The sequence below is a fragment of the Mycolicibacterium cosmeticum genome (genome assembly GCF_000613185.1).
Taxonomy (GTDB): Bacteria; Actinomycetota; Actinomycetes; order Mycobacteriales; family Mycobacteriaceae; genus Mycobacterium; species Mycobacterium cosmeticum.
Window position 1 is genome coordinate 1,762,627 of the sequence record NZ_CCBB010000001.1, and the last position, 17,984, is coordinate 1,780,610.

The window sequence follows — 17,984 nt, forward strand, 5'->3', positions numbered from 1 at the left end:
CGCACGCTCACCCGCCCGACGCCACCGCGGGTCCACGCTCTAGCCGTGGACAATTCGCGCGCGTACAACAGTGTCTGGCAGTTCCGCGGCGACGCCTGGTGCCGCCTGGAGGAGGCCGCCGACCGGCTCACCCGGCCCAGCACCACCGGCGAACTCAAGGACGAGTACGTGGCCATCTGCCACGACCTGCTGACCAGATTGACGCCGCTGGAGCCGTACTGGGCCTTCCCCGGTTCCCCGCAGTTCGCGAAGGTGCAGCGGCTGTTCAACGCCGGCGCCTACGACAAGTTCGCGCACGCCGTCACGCGGATCAACCGGGCGCTGACCACCGAGTCCTACCGCACCGGCGAGGTGGACACCGCCGGGCTGGACGACACCGCCGACATGTTCCCGGCCGACCCACGCACCCTGGAGAGCCAGCCCGTCAACAAACGCGAGCAGCTCTATTTCGAGGTGCTGGTGGTCGAGAAGATGACCGAGGCCCAGGAACGGGCCCTGCGCAAGGAAGTTCGCAGCTGGCGCCGCCCCGACGACGAGTTCGTCTACGAACTGGTGGTGGTCGGCAGCGGTGACGAGGCGCTGATCGCTGCCCGCCTCAACGTCAACCTGCAGGCCGTGGTGATCCGCCGCCGGTTCAGTCATCAGTCGTCCCGCGACCTGACTACCCTGTCGGAGTTCATCGACCACAAGCTGTCCCACGACCTCGACGACCACAAGTCACCCGACGAGCGGGCCGCGATCCTGGCCACCTCGCTGCGGGACCTGCGTCCCGAACTCGACCTGTACCTGATGACCGAAATCGAGGTGGAAGACATCGCCGGCCGGCTCGGACAGTCGTTCCGCCGGGTGTTCCACGCCCGCGAGGGTGTGCTCGAGCTGCACCTGTCGATCCTGCAGGGCGTGGCTGCCCGGTACCGGACGCCGTTCTTCAGTGCACTCAAGCAGTACAGTCACCGGCCCACCGGGGTGTTCCACGCTCTGCCGATCAGCCAGGGCAAGTCGATTGTCAACTCGCACTGGATCAAAGACATGGTCGGCTTCTACGGGCTGGACGTGTTCATGGCCGAGACGTCGGCGACCTGCGGTGGCCTGGACTCGCTGCTGGAACCGACCGGACCGCTGCGCGAGGCGCAGCAGCTGGCGGCCGAGGCGTACGGGTCACGGCACACCTACTTCGTCACCAACGGCACCTCGACGGCCAACAAGATCGTCACCCAATCCCTGGTCGCGCCCGGCGATATCGTGCTGCTGGACCGCAACTGCCACCAGAGCCACCACTACGGCATGATGCTGGCCGGGGCCAACGTCATCTACCTGGAGGCCTACCCGCTGCCGGACTACACCATGTACGGCGCGGTGCCGCTGCGCGAAATCAAGTCGAAACTGTTGGCGCTCAAGGCCGCCGGCAAACTCGACCGGGTCAAGATGATCTCCCTGACCAACTGCACCTTCGACGGCATCGTCTACGACACCGAACGGGTCATGGAGGAATGCCTGGCCATCAAACCGGATCTGGTGTTCCTCTGGGACGAAGCCTGGTTCGCCTTCGCCCGCTTCCACCCGGTATACCGCAAACGCACCGCCATGGCGTCCGCGCGCAGCCTGCGCGACAAGCTCGCCGACCCCGACTACCGCGCGTCCTACACCGCCCAGCTCACCGAAGAAGGGCCGCTGTCCGACGAGGACATGCTCAACCGCCGGCTGCGGCCCGACCCGGCCGAGGCGCGGGTCCGGGTGTACGCCACCCAGTCCACCCACAAGACGCTCACTTCGCTGCGGCAGGGCTCGATGATCCACGTGTTCGACCAGGACTTCGAGCAGAAGGTGTCCGAGGCGTTCCACGAGGCCTACATGGCGCACACCTCGACCTCGCCGAACTACCAGATCCTGGCCTCGCTGGATCTGGGCCGGCGCCAGGTGGCCCTGGAAGGGGTCGAGCTGGTGCAACGCCAGATCGAGAACGCGATGCAGCTGCGCGACGCGATCGACAATCACCCGCTGCTGAGCAAGTACATGTCGTGCCTGCGCACCGCGGACCTGATCCCGGCGCAGTTCCGGCCGTCGGGCATCGCCCAGCCGCTGCGATCCGGCCTGAAAAACATGATGGCGGTGTGGGATACGGATGAGTTCGTGCTGGACCCGTCCCGCATCACGCTGTCGATCGGGCGCACCGGTTACGACGGCGACGAATTCAAACGTGACCAGCTGATGGACCGGCACGGTGTGCAGATCAACAAGACCTCGCGCAACACGGTGCTGTTCATGACGAATATCGGCACCACCCGCAGCTCGGTGGCCTACCTGGTGGAGGTGCTGGTCAAGATCGCCGCCGAACTGGAGGAGTCGATCTCCGAGATGGGCCTGAGCGAACGGGCCCGGTTCGAGCAGACGGTGCGCCGGCTGACGACGAACTCGGCGCCGCTGCCGAACTTCAGCGGTTTCCACCCCGTTTTCCGGAACGGGAACGACACCCCCGAAGGCGATGTGCGGCGCGCCTTTTACCTGTCCTACGACGACACCAACTGCGAGTACCTGGGCACCGACGAGATCTTCGACAAGATCGACGCCGGCGTGCAGGTGGTGTCGGCGACCTTCGTGACGCCCTACCCGCCCGGCTTCCCGGTGCTGGTACCGGGGCAGGTGTTCAGCCAGGAGATCCTGACCTTCCTGCGCGAACTGGACACCCCCGAGATCCACGGCTACAAGCCCGAGCTCGGCTTCCGGGTGTACACCGAGAAGGCGATCGAGGGTGCCCGCCCGGCGCGCTGGCCGGATCTGCCGCAACCGAGCTTCGCCGACTAAGCCGGCCGCCTCGACGAGGTGGTTCCGCGCCTGAGCTGATTCCCCACCCTCACAGGTGCTGTACAGCTACGGTTCTGCGGTATGTCCGGTTATCGCGAACTGTTCGAGACCAGCATCGCCGACCCGGCCGCGTTCTGGGCCGACGCCGCCAAGGCGGTCACCTGGACCCGTGAGCCGAGCCAGGTGCTCGACGACAGCAACCCGCCGTTCTACCGCTGGTTCCCCGACGGGGAGCTCAACACCTGCGCCAACGCCCTGGACCGGCACCTGGCCGACCGGGGCGATCAGCCCGCCCTGATCTACGACTCCCCCGTCACCGCGACCAAACGCACCTACACCTACCGCCAATTGCACGACGCCACAGCCCGATTCGCCGGCGTGCTGCGCGGGCTGGGGGTCGGCAAGGGTGACCGCGTGGTCATCTACATGCCGATGGTGCCCGAGGCCGTCATCGCCATGCTGGCGTGCGCGCGGCTCGGTGCGGTGCATTCGGTGGTGTTCGGCGGGTTCGCCGCGCACGAACTGGCCACCCGCATCGACGACGCCCGGCCCGCCGTCGTGGTCTCGGCTTCCTGCGGCGTCGAACCCACCCGCATCGTCGAATACAAACCGATGCTCGACGCGGCGCTGGAGATGGCCGAGCACGACACCCCCAAGTGCGTCATCCTGCAACGCGATCAGGCACCGTGCACGTTGGTCGAGGGGCGCGATGTGGACTGGGCCGACGCGCTGGCCGGCGCCGAGCCGGTCGACCCGGTGCCCGTCGCGGCCACCGATCCGCTGTACGTGCTCTACACCTCGGGCACCACCGGAAAACCCAAGGGCATCGTCCGTGACAACGGCGGGCACGCGGTGGCCCTGCTGTGGTCGATGGGGCACATCTATGACACCCGACCCGGCGACGTGTACTGGGCGGCCTCGGACGTCGGCTGGGTGGTCGGGCATTCCTACATCGTGTACGCGCCTCTGCTGCTGGGTGCCACCACGGTGCTCTACGAGGGCAAGCCGGTCGGCACCCCGGATGCCGGGGCGTTCTGGCGGGTGGTCGCCGAGCACGGGGTGAAGGTGTTGTTCACCGCGCCGACGGCCATCCGGGCCATCAAAAAGGAAGACCCGGAGGGGCGGCTGCTCGCCGACCACGATGTGTCCAGCCTGCGGTACCTGTTCCAGGCCGGTGAGCGGCTGGACCCGGCCACCTTCGCCTGGGCCACCGAGAAACTGGGCATCCCCGTCGTCGACCACTGGTGGCAGACCGAGACCGGCTGGGCGATCGCCGCCGACCCGATGGGCGTGCAGCCGCTGCCGATCAAACCCGGATCGGCGACGGTGCCGATGCCCGGCTACGACGTGCGGGTGCTGCGCCCGGACAACACCGAATGCGATGCGGGCGAGGAAGGTTCGATCTGCGTGCGGTTGCCCCTGCCGCCCGGCACGTTGCCGACCCTGTGGGGTGACGACGCCCGGTACGTCTCGTCCTACCTGTCGGCGTTTCCCGGCTACTACCTGACCGGCGACGGCGGGCATATCGACTCCGACGGCTACCTGTTCGTGGTGGGCCGCACCGACGACGTGATCAACGTGGCCGGGCACCGGTTGTCCACCGGGTCGATCGAGGCCGTGCTGGCCGCCCATCCCGCCGTCGCCGAATGCGCGGTGATCGGGGTGGCCGACGAGGTCAAGGGTCAGGTGCCGCGCGGACTGGTGGTGTTGAAATCCGGCGCCACGGCCGACGGCCTTGCCGAGCAGCTCATCGAGGCGGTGCGCGACAACATCGGGGCGGTGGCCAGTTTCAAACTCGTCGACGTGGTGCCCGCACTACCGAAGACCCGATCGGGCAAGATCCTGCGAAAGACCATGCGCGGCATCGCCGATGGCCGGGACGAGCCGGTGCCGTCCACCATCGAGGACCCGGCCGTGCTCGACACCCTGAAACCGATCCTGCGGAATTAGGCCCGCCAGGCCCGTTCCCGCAGCAGCCGCAGCCCGTTGAGCGCCACCAGGATGGTCGACCCCTCGTGCCCGGCCACACCGAGTGGTAAAGGCAGGTACCAGAACAGATCCCAGATCACCAGCACGGTGATGAACGACGCGGCGATGGCCAGGTTGGCCACCACCATCCGCCGAGCCCGCCGGGCCAGGGCCACCACGGCCGGAATGGTGCTCAGGTCGTCGGCGACGGTGACCACGTCCGCGGTCTGCAGGGTGAGATCGGCCCCGTGCCGGCCCATCGCGATCGACGCGTGCGCCGCGGCCATCGCCGGGGCGTCGTTGACGCCGTCACCGACCACCAGCACCCGCCCGGGCAGCGCCCGGACCATGTCGACCTTGTGCTCCGGCAACAGGCCGGCATGCACCCGTTCGATGCCGACCTGGGTGGCCAGCCGCGTTGCGGCACGGTCGTTGTCACCGGTCAGCAGCACCGGGGGCCGGCCGGTCAGCTCGCGCAGCGCAGCCACGGCCCCGGCCGCACCCGGACGTACGGTGTCGGACAGGGCCAGCACCCCGGCCACCGCGCCGTCGACAACCACGACCACCGCGGTGGCACCCTGCTCCTCGAATCGCCGCACCGACGGCAGGTCCTCGGCGACCGCCGCGGGGGTGAGCACCTGCACCAGCGCCGCGCCGACGGTGGCGCGCACGCCGCGGCCCGGGATGGCCAGGAAGTCCGTGGCCGGGGGAACGGCGATGCCCTGCGCCCTGGCGGCGGCGGTCACCGCCCGCCCGAGGGGATGCTCGCTGTACTGCTCGGCCGCGGCGGCCAACCGCAGCACCCGCGTGCGGTCGAAGCCGTCGGCGGCCTCGACGGCGGTCAGTTCCGGCCGGCCCGACGTCAGCGTGCCGGTCTTGTCGAAGGCGACCACCTCGACGTCGGCCAGATGCTCCATGGCCACGGCGGATTTCACCAGCACGCCGTGCCGGCCGGCATTGGCGATCGCGGACAACAGCGGCGGCATGGTGGCCAGCACCACCGCGCACGGTGACGCCACGATCATGAAGGTCATGGCCCGCAGCAGCGCGCCGCGCAGGTCTTCCCCAAACAGCAGCGGCAGGGTGAACAGGGCCAGCGTGGCCACCACGACGATCACCGAGTAACGCTGCTCGACCTTCTCGATGAACAGCTGCGTTTTCGCCTTGGTGGCCGACGCCTCGGCGACCAGCGCGACGATCCGGGCCACCACACTGTCGGCGGGATCGCGAATCACCTTGGCCCGCAAGGCGCCGGCTCCGTTGAGGGTGCCGGCGAACACCTCGTCGCCGGCAGCCTTGGGTACCGGCACCGGTTCCCCGGTGATCGAGGACTGATCGACATCGGAGGCGCCGTCGACCACCGTCGCGTCGGCGGGGATCCGCTCGCCCGGACGCACCAGCACGACGTCCCCGACGGCCAGGTCCGCGGCGGCGACGACCTCTTCGGCGCCGCGCTCGTCCAGGCGCACCGCCCGCTCCGGGGCCAGATCCAGCAGCGCGCGCACCGAGTCCTCGGTGCGGCGGGTGGCCAGATCCTCCAGTGCCCCGGAGGTCGCGAAGATGACGATCAACAGCGCCCCGTCGAACACCTGCCCGATCGCGGCGGCGCCGATGGCCGCCGCGATCATCAGCAGGTCCACATCCAGGCGGCGCTGCACCAGCTCCAACAGGCCGTCCCGGGCCGGAATCCAGCCGCCGGCCGCATAGCATGCCAAATAGGCGGTCCACCAGACGAATTCGGGAGCGCCGAGCAGCTGGGCGGCCGCGCCGGCGAGGAACAGAGCCAGCGCCAGCGTCGCCCACCGCACCGAAGGCAGCGTCCACATCGTCGATCGCCGTGCCACCGCGGGGGCAGCCGAAGTCGTCATCGTCGCCGTCATCACACATACATCTAAACATGTACAGTTTTAAATGTGTCAAGTTATCTGCACTGACCGTGCTTGAATGGACGCATGGGACACGGGGTCGAAGGGCGCACCGCGCCCGCGGCGTCGCTCGACGCGGCATCGGCGGTGAAGGTCGCCGAAACGCTGCAGGCGCTGGCCTCGCCGAATCGGCTGCTCATCCTCACCCGGCTGCGCCAGTCGCCGTGCACCGTGACCGATCTGTCGGCCGCCGTCGGGATGGAGCAGCCCGCGGTGTCCAACCAGTTGCGCCTGCTGCGCACCCTCGGCCTGGTCGCCGGTGACCGGTCCGGCCGCAATATCGTCTATCGCCTCTATGACGACCACGTCGCCCAGTTGCTCGACGAGGCCGTGTACCACATCGAGCACCTTCGGCTCGGCGCCCGCGACACCGCGTAAGGGATTTGATCCAGCGGTCCCCACATTCAACGGTCGGATCCGGCCTCCGGCCTACTCCTCCACATTCGACGGTCGGATCCGGCCTCCGGCCTTCTCCTGCACATTCAACGGTCGGATCCGGCCTCCGGCCTTCTCCTCCAAAACCCCGCCCGACAAGGCAATTCGCTGCTCGGAACCTTTATTTTCACGCCGAGGCGAACTATGGTGATGTTGTCATATGTTGATGTTCCACCGAGTCCGTCATCGGACACCGAGGAGTTGAGCAGCAATGGTCGAGCCCGTCACCACCCGCGCCGGATCCGGATGCAACTGTCATTGCAATGCCTGCGATGGTGGCCACCACTGCGGTAATCCCCCGAACTGCAATATCCGGCGCTGATTCCGACAACGGTGCCTTCACCGGTCGACTGACCGGCGAAGGCACCGTTGTGGTTTGCCGGACATGCCGAAAGCGGTGATTACCGGTCGACCGCCGCCTCGACACTCGATTGACATCGTTTGCTACACCACCGGCCGCTCGCCAAAACCGGTGCGTGAGCTCGACATTTCCCTCCCGCTGATTTCGGGCGCCCGTTCCACGCGCCTTCAGCGCCTGCTAATTTCGCTCACAGTGCGGTCCCACGGGGGGAGCCGCGACGAACTCAGGAGTGGAACACGGTGAAGTTCACGACCATCACAGCGGGGTTTGCATCGGCGGCCATTGCCGCCGCGGGGGCATTCGCTGCTTTCAGTGCACCCATCGCGACCGCCGACAACGAGACCACCACCTCCCAGCTGGGCAGCCAGGCCAAGCTGACCAACGGCGATGTCGTCCAGGGCTGGACGGTCACCGGGCTCAAGGTCAGCACCGACACCATCCCCTACCAGCCGCACGGCACGCTGTGGGAAGCCACCGCGACCGATGAGGCGTTGCAGGGCAGCGTCACCCCCATCGTCTCGAATCTCAACGCGCGCGCCCGCAACGGCGACACCTACCGCGCGCTGTTCGGCGTCGCCACACCGCAGGGCGTCAACCCGTCCACCCTGCAGCAAGGCGAAAAGACCACGGGCAAGGTCTATTTCGACGTCACCGGCGAAGCCCCCGACAGCGTGGTGTACGCCAACGCCGATCAGGACCTGATCGTCTGGCTCAAGCCGGCACCGGTGCAGAGCCCCGCCACCGGTTCGGCGCCGCGGTCCTGGCAGGCGCCGGCCGCCACGACGTCGACCAGCCCCACCACGTCGACCTCGGCAGCCCCCACCACCAGCGGCGCACCCACCACCAGCGCGGCCCCGACCACGTCGCCGGCCGCCAGCACCAGCCCGGCGCCCACCAGCCCGGCACCCGCCGGTAGTGCGGGCACGCCGCTGCCCGCCGATGCCGTGCCCGCGGCGGTCCCGGGCGGCAGCGCCGGCACCCCGCTGCCCGCCGGTGAGGAAGCTCCCGCACTGGTCCCGGCCGGCACCCAGCCCGCGCCGGCCGCAGCTGCCGAAGCCGGCGTCGCCGCGGTCCCGGCTCCGGCCGAGGGCGCTCCGGCCGAGGCGGTTCCGGCACCGGGCGGCAGCGCGGGAACGCCGCTGCCCGCGGGTGCGGCGCCGACCACGACCGTCGTGGTGGCCCCGCCGGCCGGCTAGAGCCCTAACCGCAGCCCTACAGCAGCAGGGTCGCTCAGGAGTGCGACGTCCACCAGGCGTACAGGTGGTCCAGCGTCGGACCACCTGGGCGGCCCTGCACCACGCTGAACAACTGCTTGTCGATATCGGTCCACGCGACCGCAGGGTTGTCGCCCTGGATACCGCACACCAGCGTGCCGCTGACCTCCTGCGGCGACGCGTTGTGCCGCCACGGCCCCGGCGACTGGATCCGGCCGGGGCAGTCCACCACCGTCGAGGTGTTCACGAATTCGTCGACGGCCTTCTGCAGCGCGGCCGAATCGACCAGTAGCGAGTAGGTCGCCGACACCGGACCACCCTGATCGGTATTGGCGGTGCAGGCCACGGTCGCCATCGCCCCCTCCAGCCGCACCACCGGCTTGCACGCACCGGCCGGGTAACCCGCCGGGAGCGCACGCATCAGCCGGGACGTGGGGTCGCTGGGCTGCGCACTGGTGCCCGACGGCGCCGACGACGATGTGCTGGGCGGCGTGGGCGCCGCCGGCGTCCCGGAGTCCCCCAAGGACCGCAGCAGCAGGAAGGCGGCTCCGGCGCCGACCGCGGCCACGGCCGCCACCGCGCCGACGATGATGCCGATATTCGCGCCGCGCCGCGGGGGCGCCGGCCGCGGAATCACCGGCGGGGGCCCACCACCGTCCCATGACCCGGGCGTACTCACGCAGGAACCTCCTTGGCAGTCACCCCACCAAACTAAGCGATGGACAGCGCGATGCCGTCCAGGATGTCGTGCTCACTGACGACGAGTTCGTCGATGCCGGCCAGCTCACCCAGGACCGCGGCCAGCTCCTCGACGATGATCGCCCCGCCGCCGATGACATCGGCCCGGCCCTCGTGCATCGGCCCCAGCGCGGCGCGGTCGGCCGCGCTCATCCGGATCAGGGTGTCGCACATCGCCAGCAGATCGCCGAAACCGGTGCGCGACAGGTGGATCAGCTGCGGGTCGTACACCTGCAGGCCGTGCGCGAGCGCCGCCAGCGTGGTGAACGTCCCGGCCACCCCGACCCAGGTCTTGGCGTGGGCGACCGGAACCGCCCGCAGCGCGTCGTCCAGCCGTTCGCGCACCAGGGCGCGCGCCTCCCCGATCTCGGCGGCGGTGGGCGGATCCGTCTGCAGGAACCGCTCTTTGATGCGCACACAGCCGATATCCGCCGAATAGCTGGCGGTCACCCCGGACTCGCCGAGCACCAGTTCCGTGGAGCCGCCGCCGAGGTCGACCACGACGAAAGGCCCTGCGGCAGGGTCGAGTTCGCCGACCGCTCCGCGAAAGGACAGCTCCGCCTCCTGGGTGCCGGTGATCACCTCGGCCACCGTGCCCGGCACCACCTCGCCCAGCAGCCGGGCCGTCATCGCGAAGAACTCGTCCCGGTTGGCGGCATCGCGGGCGGCCGAGGTGGCGACCATCCGCACCCGCTCGACACCGTGCGCGCGCATGGTTTTCACGTAGTCCGACAGCGCGGCTTCGGTGCGGGCCAAGGCGGCCGGGGCGAACTCGCCGGTCGCGTCGACACCCTCACCGAGGCGCACGATGCGCATCTCGCGGTGCACATCGCGCAGCCCACCCGGTACGGCGTCGGCGACGAGCAGCCGGATGGAGTTGGTACCGCAGTCGATGGCGCCCACTCTCACGTCCACACCTCCGGGTCCAGGATGCCGGCCATCGCCGGTTCGACGGCCAGCAGGGCGAGTGCTTCGTCACCGAACGGGTTCACGCCGGGCCCCTTGGCCAACGCGTGGGCCATCACCACGTGCAGGCATTTCACCCGGTCCGGCATGCCGCCGCCGGAGAACGTGGTGCCCAGCGATTCGATGGCATCGCGTTCGGCCAGATACGACTCGTGCGCACGCCGATAACCGGCGGCCAGCTCGGGGTCGGCGGCCAGCCGTTCGGTCATCTCCCGCATCAGCCCCGAGGATTCCAGCCGGCTGGCGGCCGCGGTCAGGGCGGGATGGGTCAGGTAGTACAGCGTCGGGAACGGAGTGCCGTCGGGCAGTCGCGGCGCGGTCTTGACCACGCCGGGTTCCCCATTGGGGCAGCGATAGGCGATCTCCAGGACACCGCGCGGCTCGCGCCCGAGCTGCTGGGCGACGGCGTCCAGGTCCGCTGGCTCAACCACCGGCGGGCGGGGGTCCGGGCGGCGGGGCATCCGGGCCGGGCGGCGCGTCCGGCGCGGGTGTCATGACCGGCGAAAGACCATGCGGCGCATCGGCAATGGTGTGCCACAACGCGGTGTACCAAGGATCGTTGGACTTCACCGGCGTGCCCTCGGTGCCCGGCGCGACGGGCTGGACCGCCGACGGGGGCAGCTGCACCTGGTACGGGATGTCGCCGGGCATGACGAAGCCCAGCCGCTCCCGCGCCTGCGCGGCGATGAACACCGGATCGGCAAGTTTCACCTTCTGCTGCTCAAGATCTTCGATCTGCGAACGTAATTGGGTCTCGGCGGCTTTGAGCTGATTCATCTCGGCGCGCTGCGCGAAATAGGTGCGCACCGGCCCGGCGATGGTCAGCGTCAGCACACACACCACCACGGCCAGGATCGCCGCCCGCCGGGCGGCCGACCCGAACCGCTGCTCGGACTGCGTGTCCAGCGATTCGGCGGCCGCCTTGCGGATCGACTCGGCGACGCTCTCCGCGACCGGTTCGACGGACTCGGCGCCGTCCTGTCCCGCCTCGGCCGGCCGCGGCTCGATCCGACGCGGAACCGCACGCGACCGGGCGGCACCCGGCTTGCCCGGCCTGGGGGCCGGGCCTCGCCGCCGCTGGTCGGGCCGTTTCGCGTCGGGCATACGAGCGAAGTTACTGGCTCGCCGGCGAGAACCGCGGGAACGCCAGGTCACCGGCGTACCGCGCGGCGTCGCCGAGGGTTTCCTCGATGCGCAGCAACTGGTTGTACTTGGCGACGCGCTCACTGCGGGCCGGGGCTCCGGTCTTGATCTGACCGCTGCCCACCGCGACCGCGAGGTCGGCGATGGTGGTGTCCTCGGTCTCCCCGGAGCGGTGGCTCATCATGGTGCGGTAACCGCTGTTGTGCGCCAGGGTGACGGCGTCCAGCGTCTCGGTCAGGGTGCCGATCTGGTTCACCTTGACCAGCAGCGCGTTGCCCGCACCCTTCTCGATGCCCTCTTCCAGGCGCTCGGGGTTGGTGACGAACAGGTCGTCACCGACCAGCTGGACGCGGTCACCGATCGCGGCGGTCAACGCCACCCAGCCGTCCCAGTCGTCCTCGGACAGCGGATCCTCGATGGACACCAGCGGGTAGGCGTCCAGCAGACCGGCGTAGAACTCGGCCATCTGCTCGGCCGTGCGGGTCTCCTTCTCGAACGCGTAACCCGTTCCGTCGGTGTAGAACTCGGTGGCGGCCACGTCCAGCGCCAGCGCCACATCGGTGCCCAGCTTGAAACCGGTCGCCTCGATGGCCGACGAGATCAGGTCCAGCGCCGCCTTGGTGCCGGCCACGTCCGGGGCGAACCCGCCCTCGTCGCCCAGCCCGGTGGCCAGGCCCTGCTTCTTGAGCACCGACTTCAGCGAGTGGTACACCTCGGCACCCCAGCGCAGCGATTCCTTGAAGTTCGGGGCACCGATCGGCGCCACCATGAACTCCTGCACGTCCACCCCGGTGTCGGCGTGCGCACCGCCGTTGAGGATGTTCATCATCGGCACCGGCAGCACGTGTGCGTTCGGCCCGCCGAGGTAGCGGAACAGCGGCAGCCCGGCGGCCTCGGCGGCACCCTTGGCCACGGCCAGCGAGACACCCAGGATGGCGTTGGCACCGAGGCGCGACTTGTCCGGCGTGCCGTCCAGGTCCAGCAGGGCCTGGTCGACCAGGCGCTGGTCGTCGGCGCTCAGCCCGATGACGGCCGGGGCGATCTCGTCGAGCACGGCCTCGACCGCCTTCTCGACACCCTTGCCGCCGTAGCGGGCGCCGCCGTCGCGCAACTCGACCGCCTCGTGCTCGCCGGTGGACGCGCCCGAGGGCACCGCGGCGCGGGAGATGGTGCCATCGATCAGGGCAATCTCGACCTCGACGGTGGGGTTACCGCGCGAATCGAGGATCTCGCGGGCTCCGACCTGTTCGATGATGGGCACGGGTCCTCCTAGTTATGACGGGCCTGACGGGTCATGCGCTCGACCAAGAGCCTAAAGGGTGGGGTCGCCGACGGCGTCTTCAGAGTGGATGCCCGGCGGCATACGCCGTCGCCCAGTCCCGCACCGTGCGGGCGTACTGGTCGGAAAGGTTGTAGGCCCGCAGCGCGTCCATCCAGCCGCGTGGCTTGGACAGGTCTTTTCCGCGCCAGCACAGGTACCCGGCCGCCGACAGCGCGGCGTCGTCGATGTTGTCGGGGCTGACCACCCCGTCGTTGTTGGCATCCACCCCGTACAGCCGCCAGGTCTCGGGGATGAACTGCATGGGTCCCATCGCCCGGTCCATGGTGGCGTCGCCGTCGAGCTTGCCCTCGTCGGTGTCCGGGATCTTCATGTTGCCCATGGTCCCGTCCAGCTGTACGCCGCGGATCGGCGGCCGCACGTCACCGTTGGGTGCGACGACGGCCCCGCGGTAGGTGCCGTGGTGGCTTTCGACCATGCCGATACCGGCCAGGGTGGTCCAGGCAAGGTTGCATCGGGGGTTCTCCACCTGGGCGACCCGCGCGGCATAGGCGTACGCCTCCAGGGCGGTCACCGGGATGCCCAGAGCGGGTGCGCGTTCGGCGGCCCAGGCGTGCAGCGCGTCGGCGGGCCGGCCTTTGGCGTGGGTGTCGACGGACGGCACCGGGTCGCCGGCCGGTGGCGGAACGCCGTCGGGAATCGGGATGCCGGTCTGCCAGGAACAGCTCGAGGCCATCAACAGGGCCGTCGCGCCGATCACCACGACAGCCCGCAGCCAACGCACTGGCGACACCGGACTCCTCAAACCGCTCTGCTTGCTGCCATCGTCCCATGCGCCGACTGTGATCCCGCTCAGTCACACGGCCACCTGGCGGCCGCCCCCTTGCGCCGAGCGCCCCTGATAAGGTACGCCACACCTATCTTTGGCAAGGCAAAGCTGGGTAAGCACCGGGTAGCGAGGACAACACCATGACGGCTCTGGCGGGACATCCGGCCACGCTGTTGGCCGCCGCTCCCAATCTGACCTCACAGCTTTTCGGCAGCGGGCTCATAGGTCTGCGCGAAGGCCTGGAAACCAGCATCGTCGTCTCGATCCTGGTGGCGTTCCTGGTCAAATCCGGCCGCCGCGACGCCCTCAAATGGGTGTGGCTCGGCGTCGCCGGGGCCGTCGCGATGACCATCGGGGTGTTCCTCACCATCCAATTCAGCGCCTACACGGTGTCCGGGCTGGGCGCCGAGGCCATCGCCGGAGTCGCGTCCCTGGTCGCCGTCGTCATCGTCACCACCATGGTGCTCTGGATGAAATCGGCGGCCGCGACCATGTCGGGCGAGTTGCGCACCGGCATGGCCCGGGCCCTGGAGACCGGCGGATTGGCCGTCACCGCCCTGGCCTTCCTGGCGGTCGGCCGCGAAGGTGTCGAGACCGCGTTGTTCATGGTGGGCTTCGCCGAGGCCGAAACGCTGTGGCCGCTGGTCGGCCTGGTGGTCGGGGTGCTCATCGCCATCGCCATCGCCTACGCCATGTACGCCGGGGCGGTTCGCATCAACCTGGCCAGTTTCTTCAAGTACACGGCCGTGTTCCTCATCCTCGTCGCCGCGGGGATCCTGTCCTACGGGGTCGGTGCGCTGCAGACCGTCGGCTGGTTGCCCGGCCTGGCCAACAAGGCCTTCGACATCAGCTCCTGGTTCAACTGGTCGTCCTGGTACGGCCAGGTCATCCAGGGCGTCTTCAACGTCACGCCCACCCCCACCGTGCTGCAGTTCGGTGCGTGGCTGGCGTATCTGGCCATCGTGCTCGCCGTGTTCCTGCGGCCGACCGGGGCGCCGGCCACCCGGGCCGACGCACCCGAGCCCGACGGCTCCTCGTCTGACACGGTCCCGGATCCGGAACCGTCCACCACCGCAGAAAAGCACTGAAAGGTCGCCCACGTGAACAATCGCACCGCTCTGACCGCCGCGATGCTGGCCGGTCTGACGGGCCTCTTCGTGGCGGGCTGCACCGCCAAGGAGACCGCCAGCTCCAGCGATCCGTCCAAGGCCGGCGCCGCCGGCGACGCGACAATCACCGTGACGGCCTCCGACGACAAGTGCGAACTGTCGGGCACCGAGGGCAAGACCGGTCCCGTCACGTTCAACATCACCAACAACGGCACCAAGGTCACCGAGTTCTACGTCTACGGCGAGGGCGAGCGGGTGATGGGCGAGGTGGAGAACATCTCCCCCGGCCTGCAGCGCAAGCTGATCGTGCAGCTGGCCGAACCGGGCACCTATCAGACCGCGTGCAAGCCGGGCATGATCGGCGACGGCATCCGGGGTGACTTCAAGGTCTCCGGTGACACCGTCCAGGTCGACACCCAGGGCAAGTTCAAGGAAGCCGCCGACAGCTACAAGCGCTACGTCAACAGCCAGACCGACGCGTTGATCCCGGCCACCCAGGTCTTCGTCGACGCCATCAAGAAGAAGGACGTCAACGCGGCCAAGGCCCAGTTCCCGATCGCCCGCACCTATTACGAGCGGATCGAGCCGGTCGCCGAGTCGTTCCCCGACGACCTGGACCCGCGCATCGACCTGCGCGAGGCCGACCTGGAGCCGGGCCAGAAGTGGACGGGTTTCCACGCCCTGGAGAAGCAGTTGTGGGTCACCGGGTTGCAGCCCGACGCCAACGCGCTGGCCGATCAACTGCTGGCCGATGTGAAGGAGCTGGACGCCGGGGTGAAGGCGCCGGACTGGACCATCGACTCGACCCAGATCGCCGGCGGCGCCCAGGGTCTGCTCGACGAGGTCGGCGCCAGCAAGATCAGCGGCGAGGAGGACATCTTCAGCCACACCGACCTGTGGGACTTCAACGCCAACGTGCAGGGCAGCCAGACCGCGGTGGCCTCGGTGCGCCCCATCCTCGACGAGCGCAACCCGGATCTGGGCAAGCGTGTCGACCAGCAGTTCGCCAATGTCGAAGCGCTGCTTGGGAAGTACCGCAAGGGTGACGGATTCGTGCTCTACGACACGGTCACCGAGCCGCAGCGCCAAGAGCTGTCCCGCGCCATCGACGCGCTGTCCAAAGAGGTGAGCCAGGTGCAAGGTGTCATCGCACCCCAGTAACCCCGCGGGAGAACCGGCCGAGCAGAGCACCTCCGCCCCCGGGCGGGCGGGGCTGTCCCGGCGCAAGCTGTTCGGCGCCGCGGGCGTGACCGCCGCGGTGGTCGGCGCGGCCGGTGCGGGGGCGCTGGCCGGCCGTGCCTCGGCCACCAGCACCAGGGACCGGGGCTGGGAACCGCACGGCGCGGTGCCCTTCCGCGGTGAACGGCAGGCCGGCATCATCACAGAGGCCCAGGACCGGATGCACTTCTGCACCTTCGACGTCACCACCGACAACCGCGAGGACGTGGTGGCGATGCTGCAGGAGTGGACCGCCATGGCCGAGCGGATGACCAAGGGCGAGGATGCCGTCAAGGACGGCGCCGTCGGCCTGAACCCGTATGCCCCGCCCGCCGATACCGGTGAGGCCCTTGGCCTTCCGCCCTCGCAACTGACGCTGACCATCGGCTTCGGCCCGACCTTCTTCGTCAAGGACGGCAAGGACCGGTTCGGCATCGCGGACAAGAAACCCGCCGACCTGAACCCGCTGCCCAAGTTCACCAACGAGAACCTGGATCCGGCCAAGTGCGGCGGTGACATCTGCATCCAGGCGTGCGCCAACGATCCCCAGGTCGCGGTACACGCGGTGCGCAACCTGGCCAGGGTGGCATTCGGTACCGCGGCGGTGCGTTATTCGCAGCTGGGTTTCGGCCGCACCTCGTCCACCACGCGGGATCAGTCCACCCCGCGAAACATGTTGGGGTTCAAGGACGGCACCAACAATCTCAAGGCCGAGGACACCGACAAACTGAACCGCAACGTGTGGGTCGCCGAGGGTGACGGGCCGGACTGGCACACCGGAGGCACCTATCTGGTGACCCGGCGCATCCGCAACCGGATCGAGGCCTGGGATCGCACCACGCTGATGGAGCAGGAGCGGGTGATCGGCCGCACCAAGGGCACCGGCGCACCCCTGGGCTACGACGACGAGTTCGCCCCGCTGGACTTCGACCTGAAGAACGCCAAGGGCGACCCGATGATCGACCGCAATGCCCACGTCCGGCTGGTCCATCCCGACCACAACGACGGCATCGAATTGCTGCGCCGCGGTTACAACTTCACCGACGGCTCGGACGGCTTCGGGCATCTGGACGCCGGGTTGTTCTTCATCGCGTTCACCCGGAATCCGCGGACGCATTTCGTCCCGGTCATCTCCAAGATGTCCTCCGACGCGCTCAACGAGTACATCTTCACCAACGGCACCGGTGTGTTCGCCTGCCCGCCCGGCCTGAAAGACGGTGACGCGTCCGCGTACTGGGGCTCGGGCATCTTCGCCTGACCCCCTTCCCACCCACTTGATCAAACGGGCGGAGAAGTGCGAGAAGGATCGGGCATTTCGTCGAACTCGGCGTGGCCCCGGTAAAGTCCCGGCTGTGAACTCGCCGAAGGCTCGCGCGCACTGGTTGCGCGGCGGGCTGGTCGGCGGGAGTTCGGCCGTGCTGGCCACCTCGGCGCACGCCGGCGCGGCCGGGGCGCTCCCGCACGGTGCCGCGCTGGTCGCCGCGCTGCTGGTGTGCGCGACGGCCGGAGCCGCCGTCGGCGCCGTGGAACTGCGCACCGGCCGTACCCGGGCGGTCGCGGTGTTCGCGGCGCTGTGCGCCGCGCAGTTCCTCAGCCACGTCACGCTGGCCGTCACCGGCGGTCATCACCACGCCGGCTACGGCATGGGCCTCACGCCGGCCATGATCGCCGCACACACCGGTGCCGCGGTGCTCCTCGGGCTGTCCATCGCGGTGGTCGAACACCTCTACACCGTCTGCGCCACCCTGCTGACCTGGCTGCGGCTGTTCACGGTCCGCAGCCCGCGGCCGACCTCGCCGCCGACCCGGTGGGCCGAGCCCGTCGTCATCCGCCCCGTGCTGCTGCGCCCGGGGCTGGGGATGCGCGCGCCGCCGTTCGGGATCCTTCCAACCGCCTAGCGGTTCGCCCTCTCACATCACCGCAGACCCCCTAGGGGCTGCGGTCGTGCGCGTATACCCGCGCGCCCCCAAGTTCTTTCGCAGCGATTCAGAGAGCAC

The 17,984-nt window shown here is 69.2% G+C and carries 15 protein-coding genes; 8 read left to right on the forward strand and 7 right to left on the reverse strand.

What is annotated here, in order from left to right:
* Positions 1–45: 45 nt before the first annotated feature.
* Entirely contained in the window at positions 46–2,802 is a 2,757-nt protein-coding gene (locus tag BN977_RS08395; RefSeq protein WP_051561170.1) for an aminotransferase class I/II-fold pyridoxal phosphate-dependent enzyme, read from the forward strand.
* Positions 2,803–2,883: 81 nt separating this feature from the next.
* Positions 2,884–4,752, forward strand: a complete 1,869-nt coding sequence (locus tag BN977_RS08400; protein WP_036397103.1) for a propionyl-CoA synthetase — start codon at positions 2,884–2,886, stop codon at positions 4,750–4,752.
* Here BN977_RS08400 and BN977_RS08405 read toward each other — a convergent pair.
* The gene (locus BN977_RS08405) at positions 4,749–6,638 is read right to left on the reverse strand and encodes a heavy metal translocating P-type ATPase (protein WP_234709524.1); all 1,890 of its coding nucleotides are present in this window, start codon (positions 6,636–6,638) and stop codon (positions 4,749–4,751) included. The two genes, BN977_RS08400 and BN977_RS08405, sit on opposite strands and share 4 nt — an antisense overlap.
* An 84-nt stretch (positions 6,639–6,722) precedes the next feature.
* On the opposite strand from BN977_RS08405, the gene BN977_RS08410 reads away from it, so the two are divergent.
* Both BN977_RS08410 and BN977_RS08415 read left to right on the forward strand, forming a co-directional pair.
* Complete coding sequence (locus BN977_RS08410; RefSeq protein ID WP_024452725.1) at positions 6,723–7,073, forward strand: ArsR/SmtB family transcription factor; 351 nt, start codon at positions 6,723–6,725, stop codon at positions 7,071–7,073.
* A 657-nt stretch (positions 7,074–7,730) separates the two neighbouring features.
* Positions 7,731–8,687: an MPT63 family protein gene (locus BN977_RS08415; protein WP_051561172.1), complete on the forward strand. Its 957-nt coding sequence runs from the start codon at positions 7,731–7,733 to the stop codon at positions 8,685–8,687.
* Between the two features lie 34 nt (positions 8,688–8,721).
* On the opposite strand, the gene BN977_RS08420 is transcribed toward BN977_RS08415, so the two are convergent.
* The 6 genes from BN977_RS08420 to BN977_RS08445 all read right to left on the reverse strand — a co-directional run bounded on the left by BN977_RS08420 (position 8,722) and on the right by BN977_RS08445 (position 13,624).
* On the reverse strand, positions 8,722–9,384 hold the full coding sequence (locus BN977_RS08420) for a hypothetical protein (protein ID WP_131590057.1): 663 nt from the start codon (positions 9,382–9,384) through the stop codon (positions 8,722–8,724).
* A gap of 32 nt (positions 9,385–9,416) precedes the next feature.
* Complete coding sequence (locus BN977_RS08425; protein WP_024455387.1) at positions 9,417–10,358, reverse strand: Ppx/GppA phosphatase family protein; 942 nt, start codon at positions 10,356–10,358, stop codon at positions 9,417–9,419.
* A complete protein-coding gene (locus BN977_RS08430) occupies positions 10,349–10,840 on the reverse strand; it encodes a DUF501 domain-containing protein (protein ID WP_024455386.1) in 492 nt (163 codons plus the stop codon). The genes BN977_RS08425 and BN977_RS08430 overlap by 10 nt, the downstream gene beginning before the upstream one ends.
* Complete coding sequence (locus BN977_RS08435) at positions 10,833–11,513, reverse strand: FtsB family cell division protein (RefSeq protein ID WP_036397111.1); 681 nt, start codon at positions 11,511–11,513, stop codon at positions 10,833–10,835. Before BN977_RS08435 ends, BN977_RS08430 begins: the two co-directional genes overlap by 8 nt.
* Before the next feature lie 10 nt (positions 11,514–11,523).
* Complete coding sequence (gene eno, locus BN977_RS08440; RefSeq protein ID WP_024455384.1) at positions 11,524–12,813, reverse strand: phosphopyruvate hydratase; 1,290 nt, start codon at positions 12,811–12,813, stop codon at positions 11,524–11,526.
* 79 nt (positions 12,814–12,892) lie between these two features.
* Positions 12,893–13,624, reverse strand: a complete 732-nt coding sequence (locus BN977_RS08445) for a lytic transglycosylase domain-containing protein (RefSeq protein ID WP_024455383.1) — start codon at positions 13,622–13,624, stop codon at positions 12,893–12,895.
* A 176-nt stretch (positions 13,625–13,800) separates the two neighbouring features.
* Here BN977_RS08445 and efeU point away from each other — a divergent pair, with 176 nt between their 5' ends.
* The 4 genes from efeU (at position 13,801) to BN977_RS08465 (ending at position 17,885) form a co-directional block, all read left to right on the forward strand.
* On the forward strand, positions 13,801–14,748 hold the full coding sequence (gene efeU, locus BN977_RS08450) for an iron uptake transporter permease EfeU (protein WP_036397114.1): 948 nt from the start codon (positions 13,801–13,803) through the stop codon (positions 14,746–14,748).
* A gap of 42 nt (positions 14,749–14,790) precedes the next feature.
* The gene (gene efeO, locus BN977_RS08455) at positions 14,791–15,930 is read left to right on the forward strand and encodes an iron uptake system protein EfeO (RefSeq protein WP_046873395.1); all 1,140 of its coding nucleotides are present in this window, start codon (positions 14,791–14,793) and stop codon (positions 15,928–15,930) included.
* Positions 15,911–17,245, forward strand: a complete 1,335-nt coding sequence (gene efeB, locus BN977_RS08460; RefSeq protein ID WP_051561176.1) for an iron uptake transporter deferrochelatase/peroxidase subunit — start codon at positions 15,911–15,913, stop codon at positions 17,243–17,245. Before efeO ends, efeB begins: the two co-directional genes overlap by 20 nt.
* A gap of 94 nt (positions 17,246–17,339) precedes the next feature.
* Positions 17,340–17,885 carry a hypothetical protein gene (locus BN977_RS08465; RefSeq protein WP_036397115.1) on the forward strand — a complete coding sequence of 182 codons (546 nt, stop codon included), beginning with the start codon at positions 17,340–17,342 and terminating at the stop codon, positions 17,883–17,885.
* Positions 17,886–17,984: the final 99 nt, after the last annotated feature.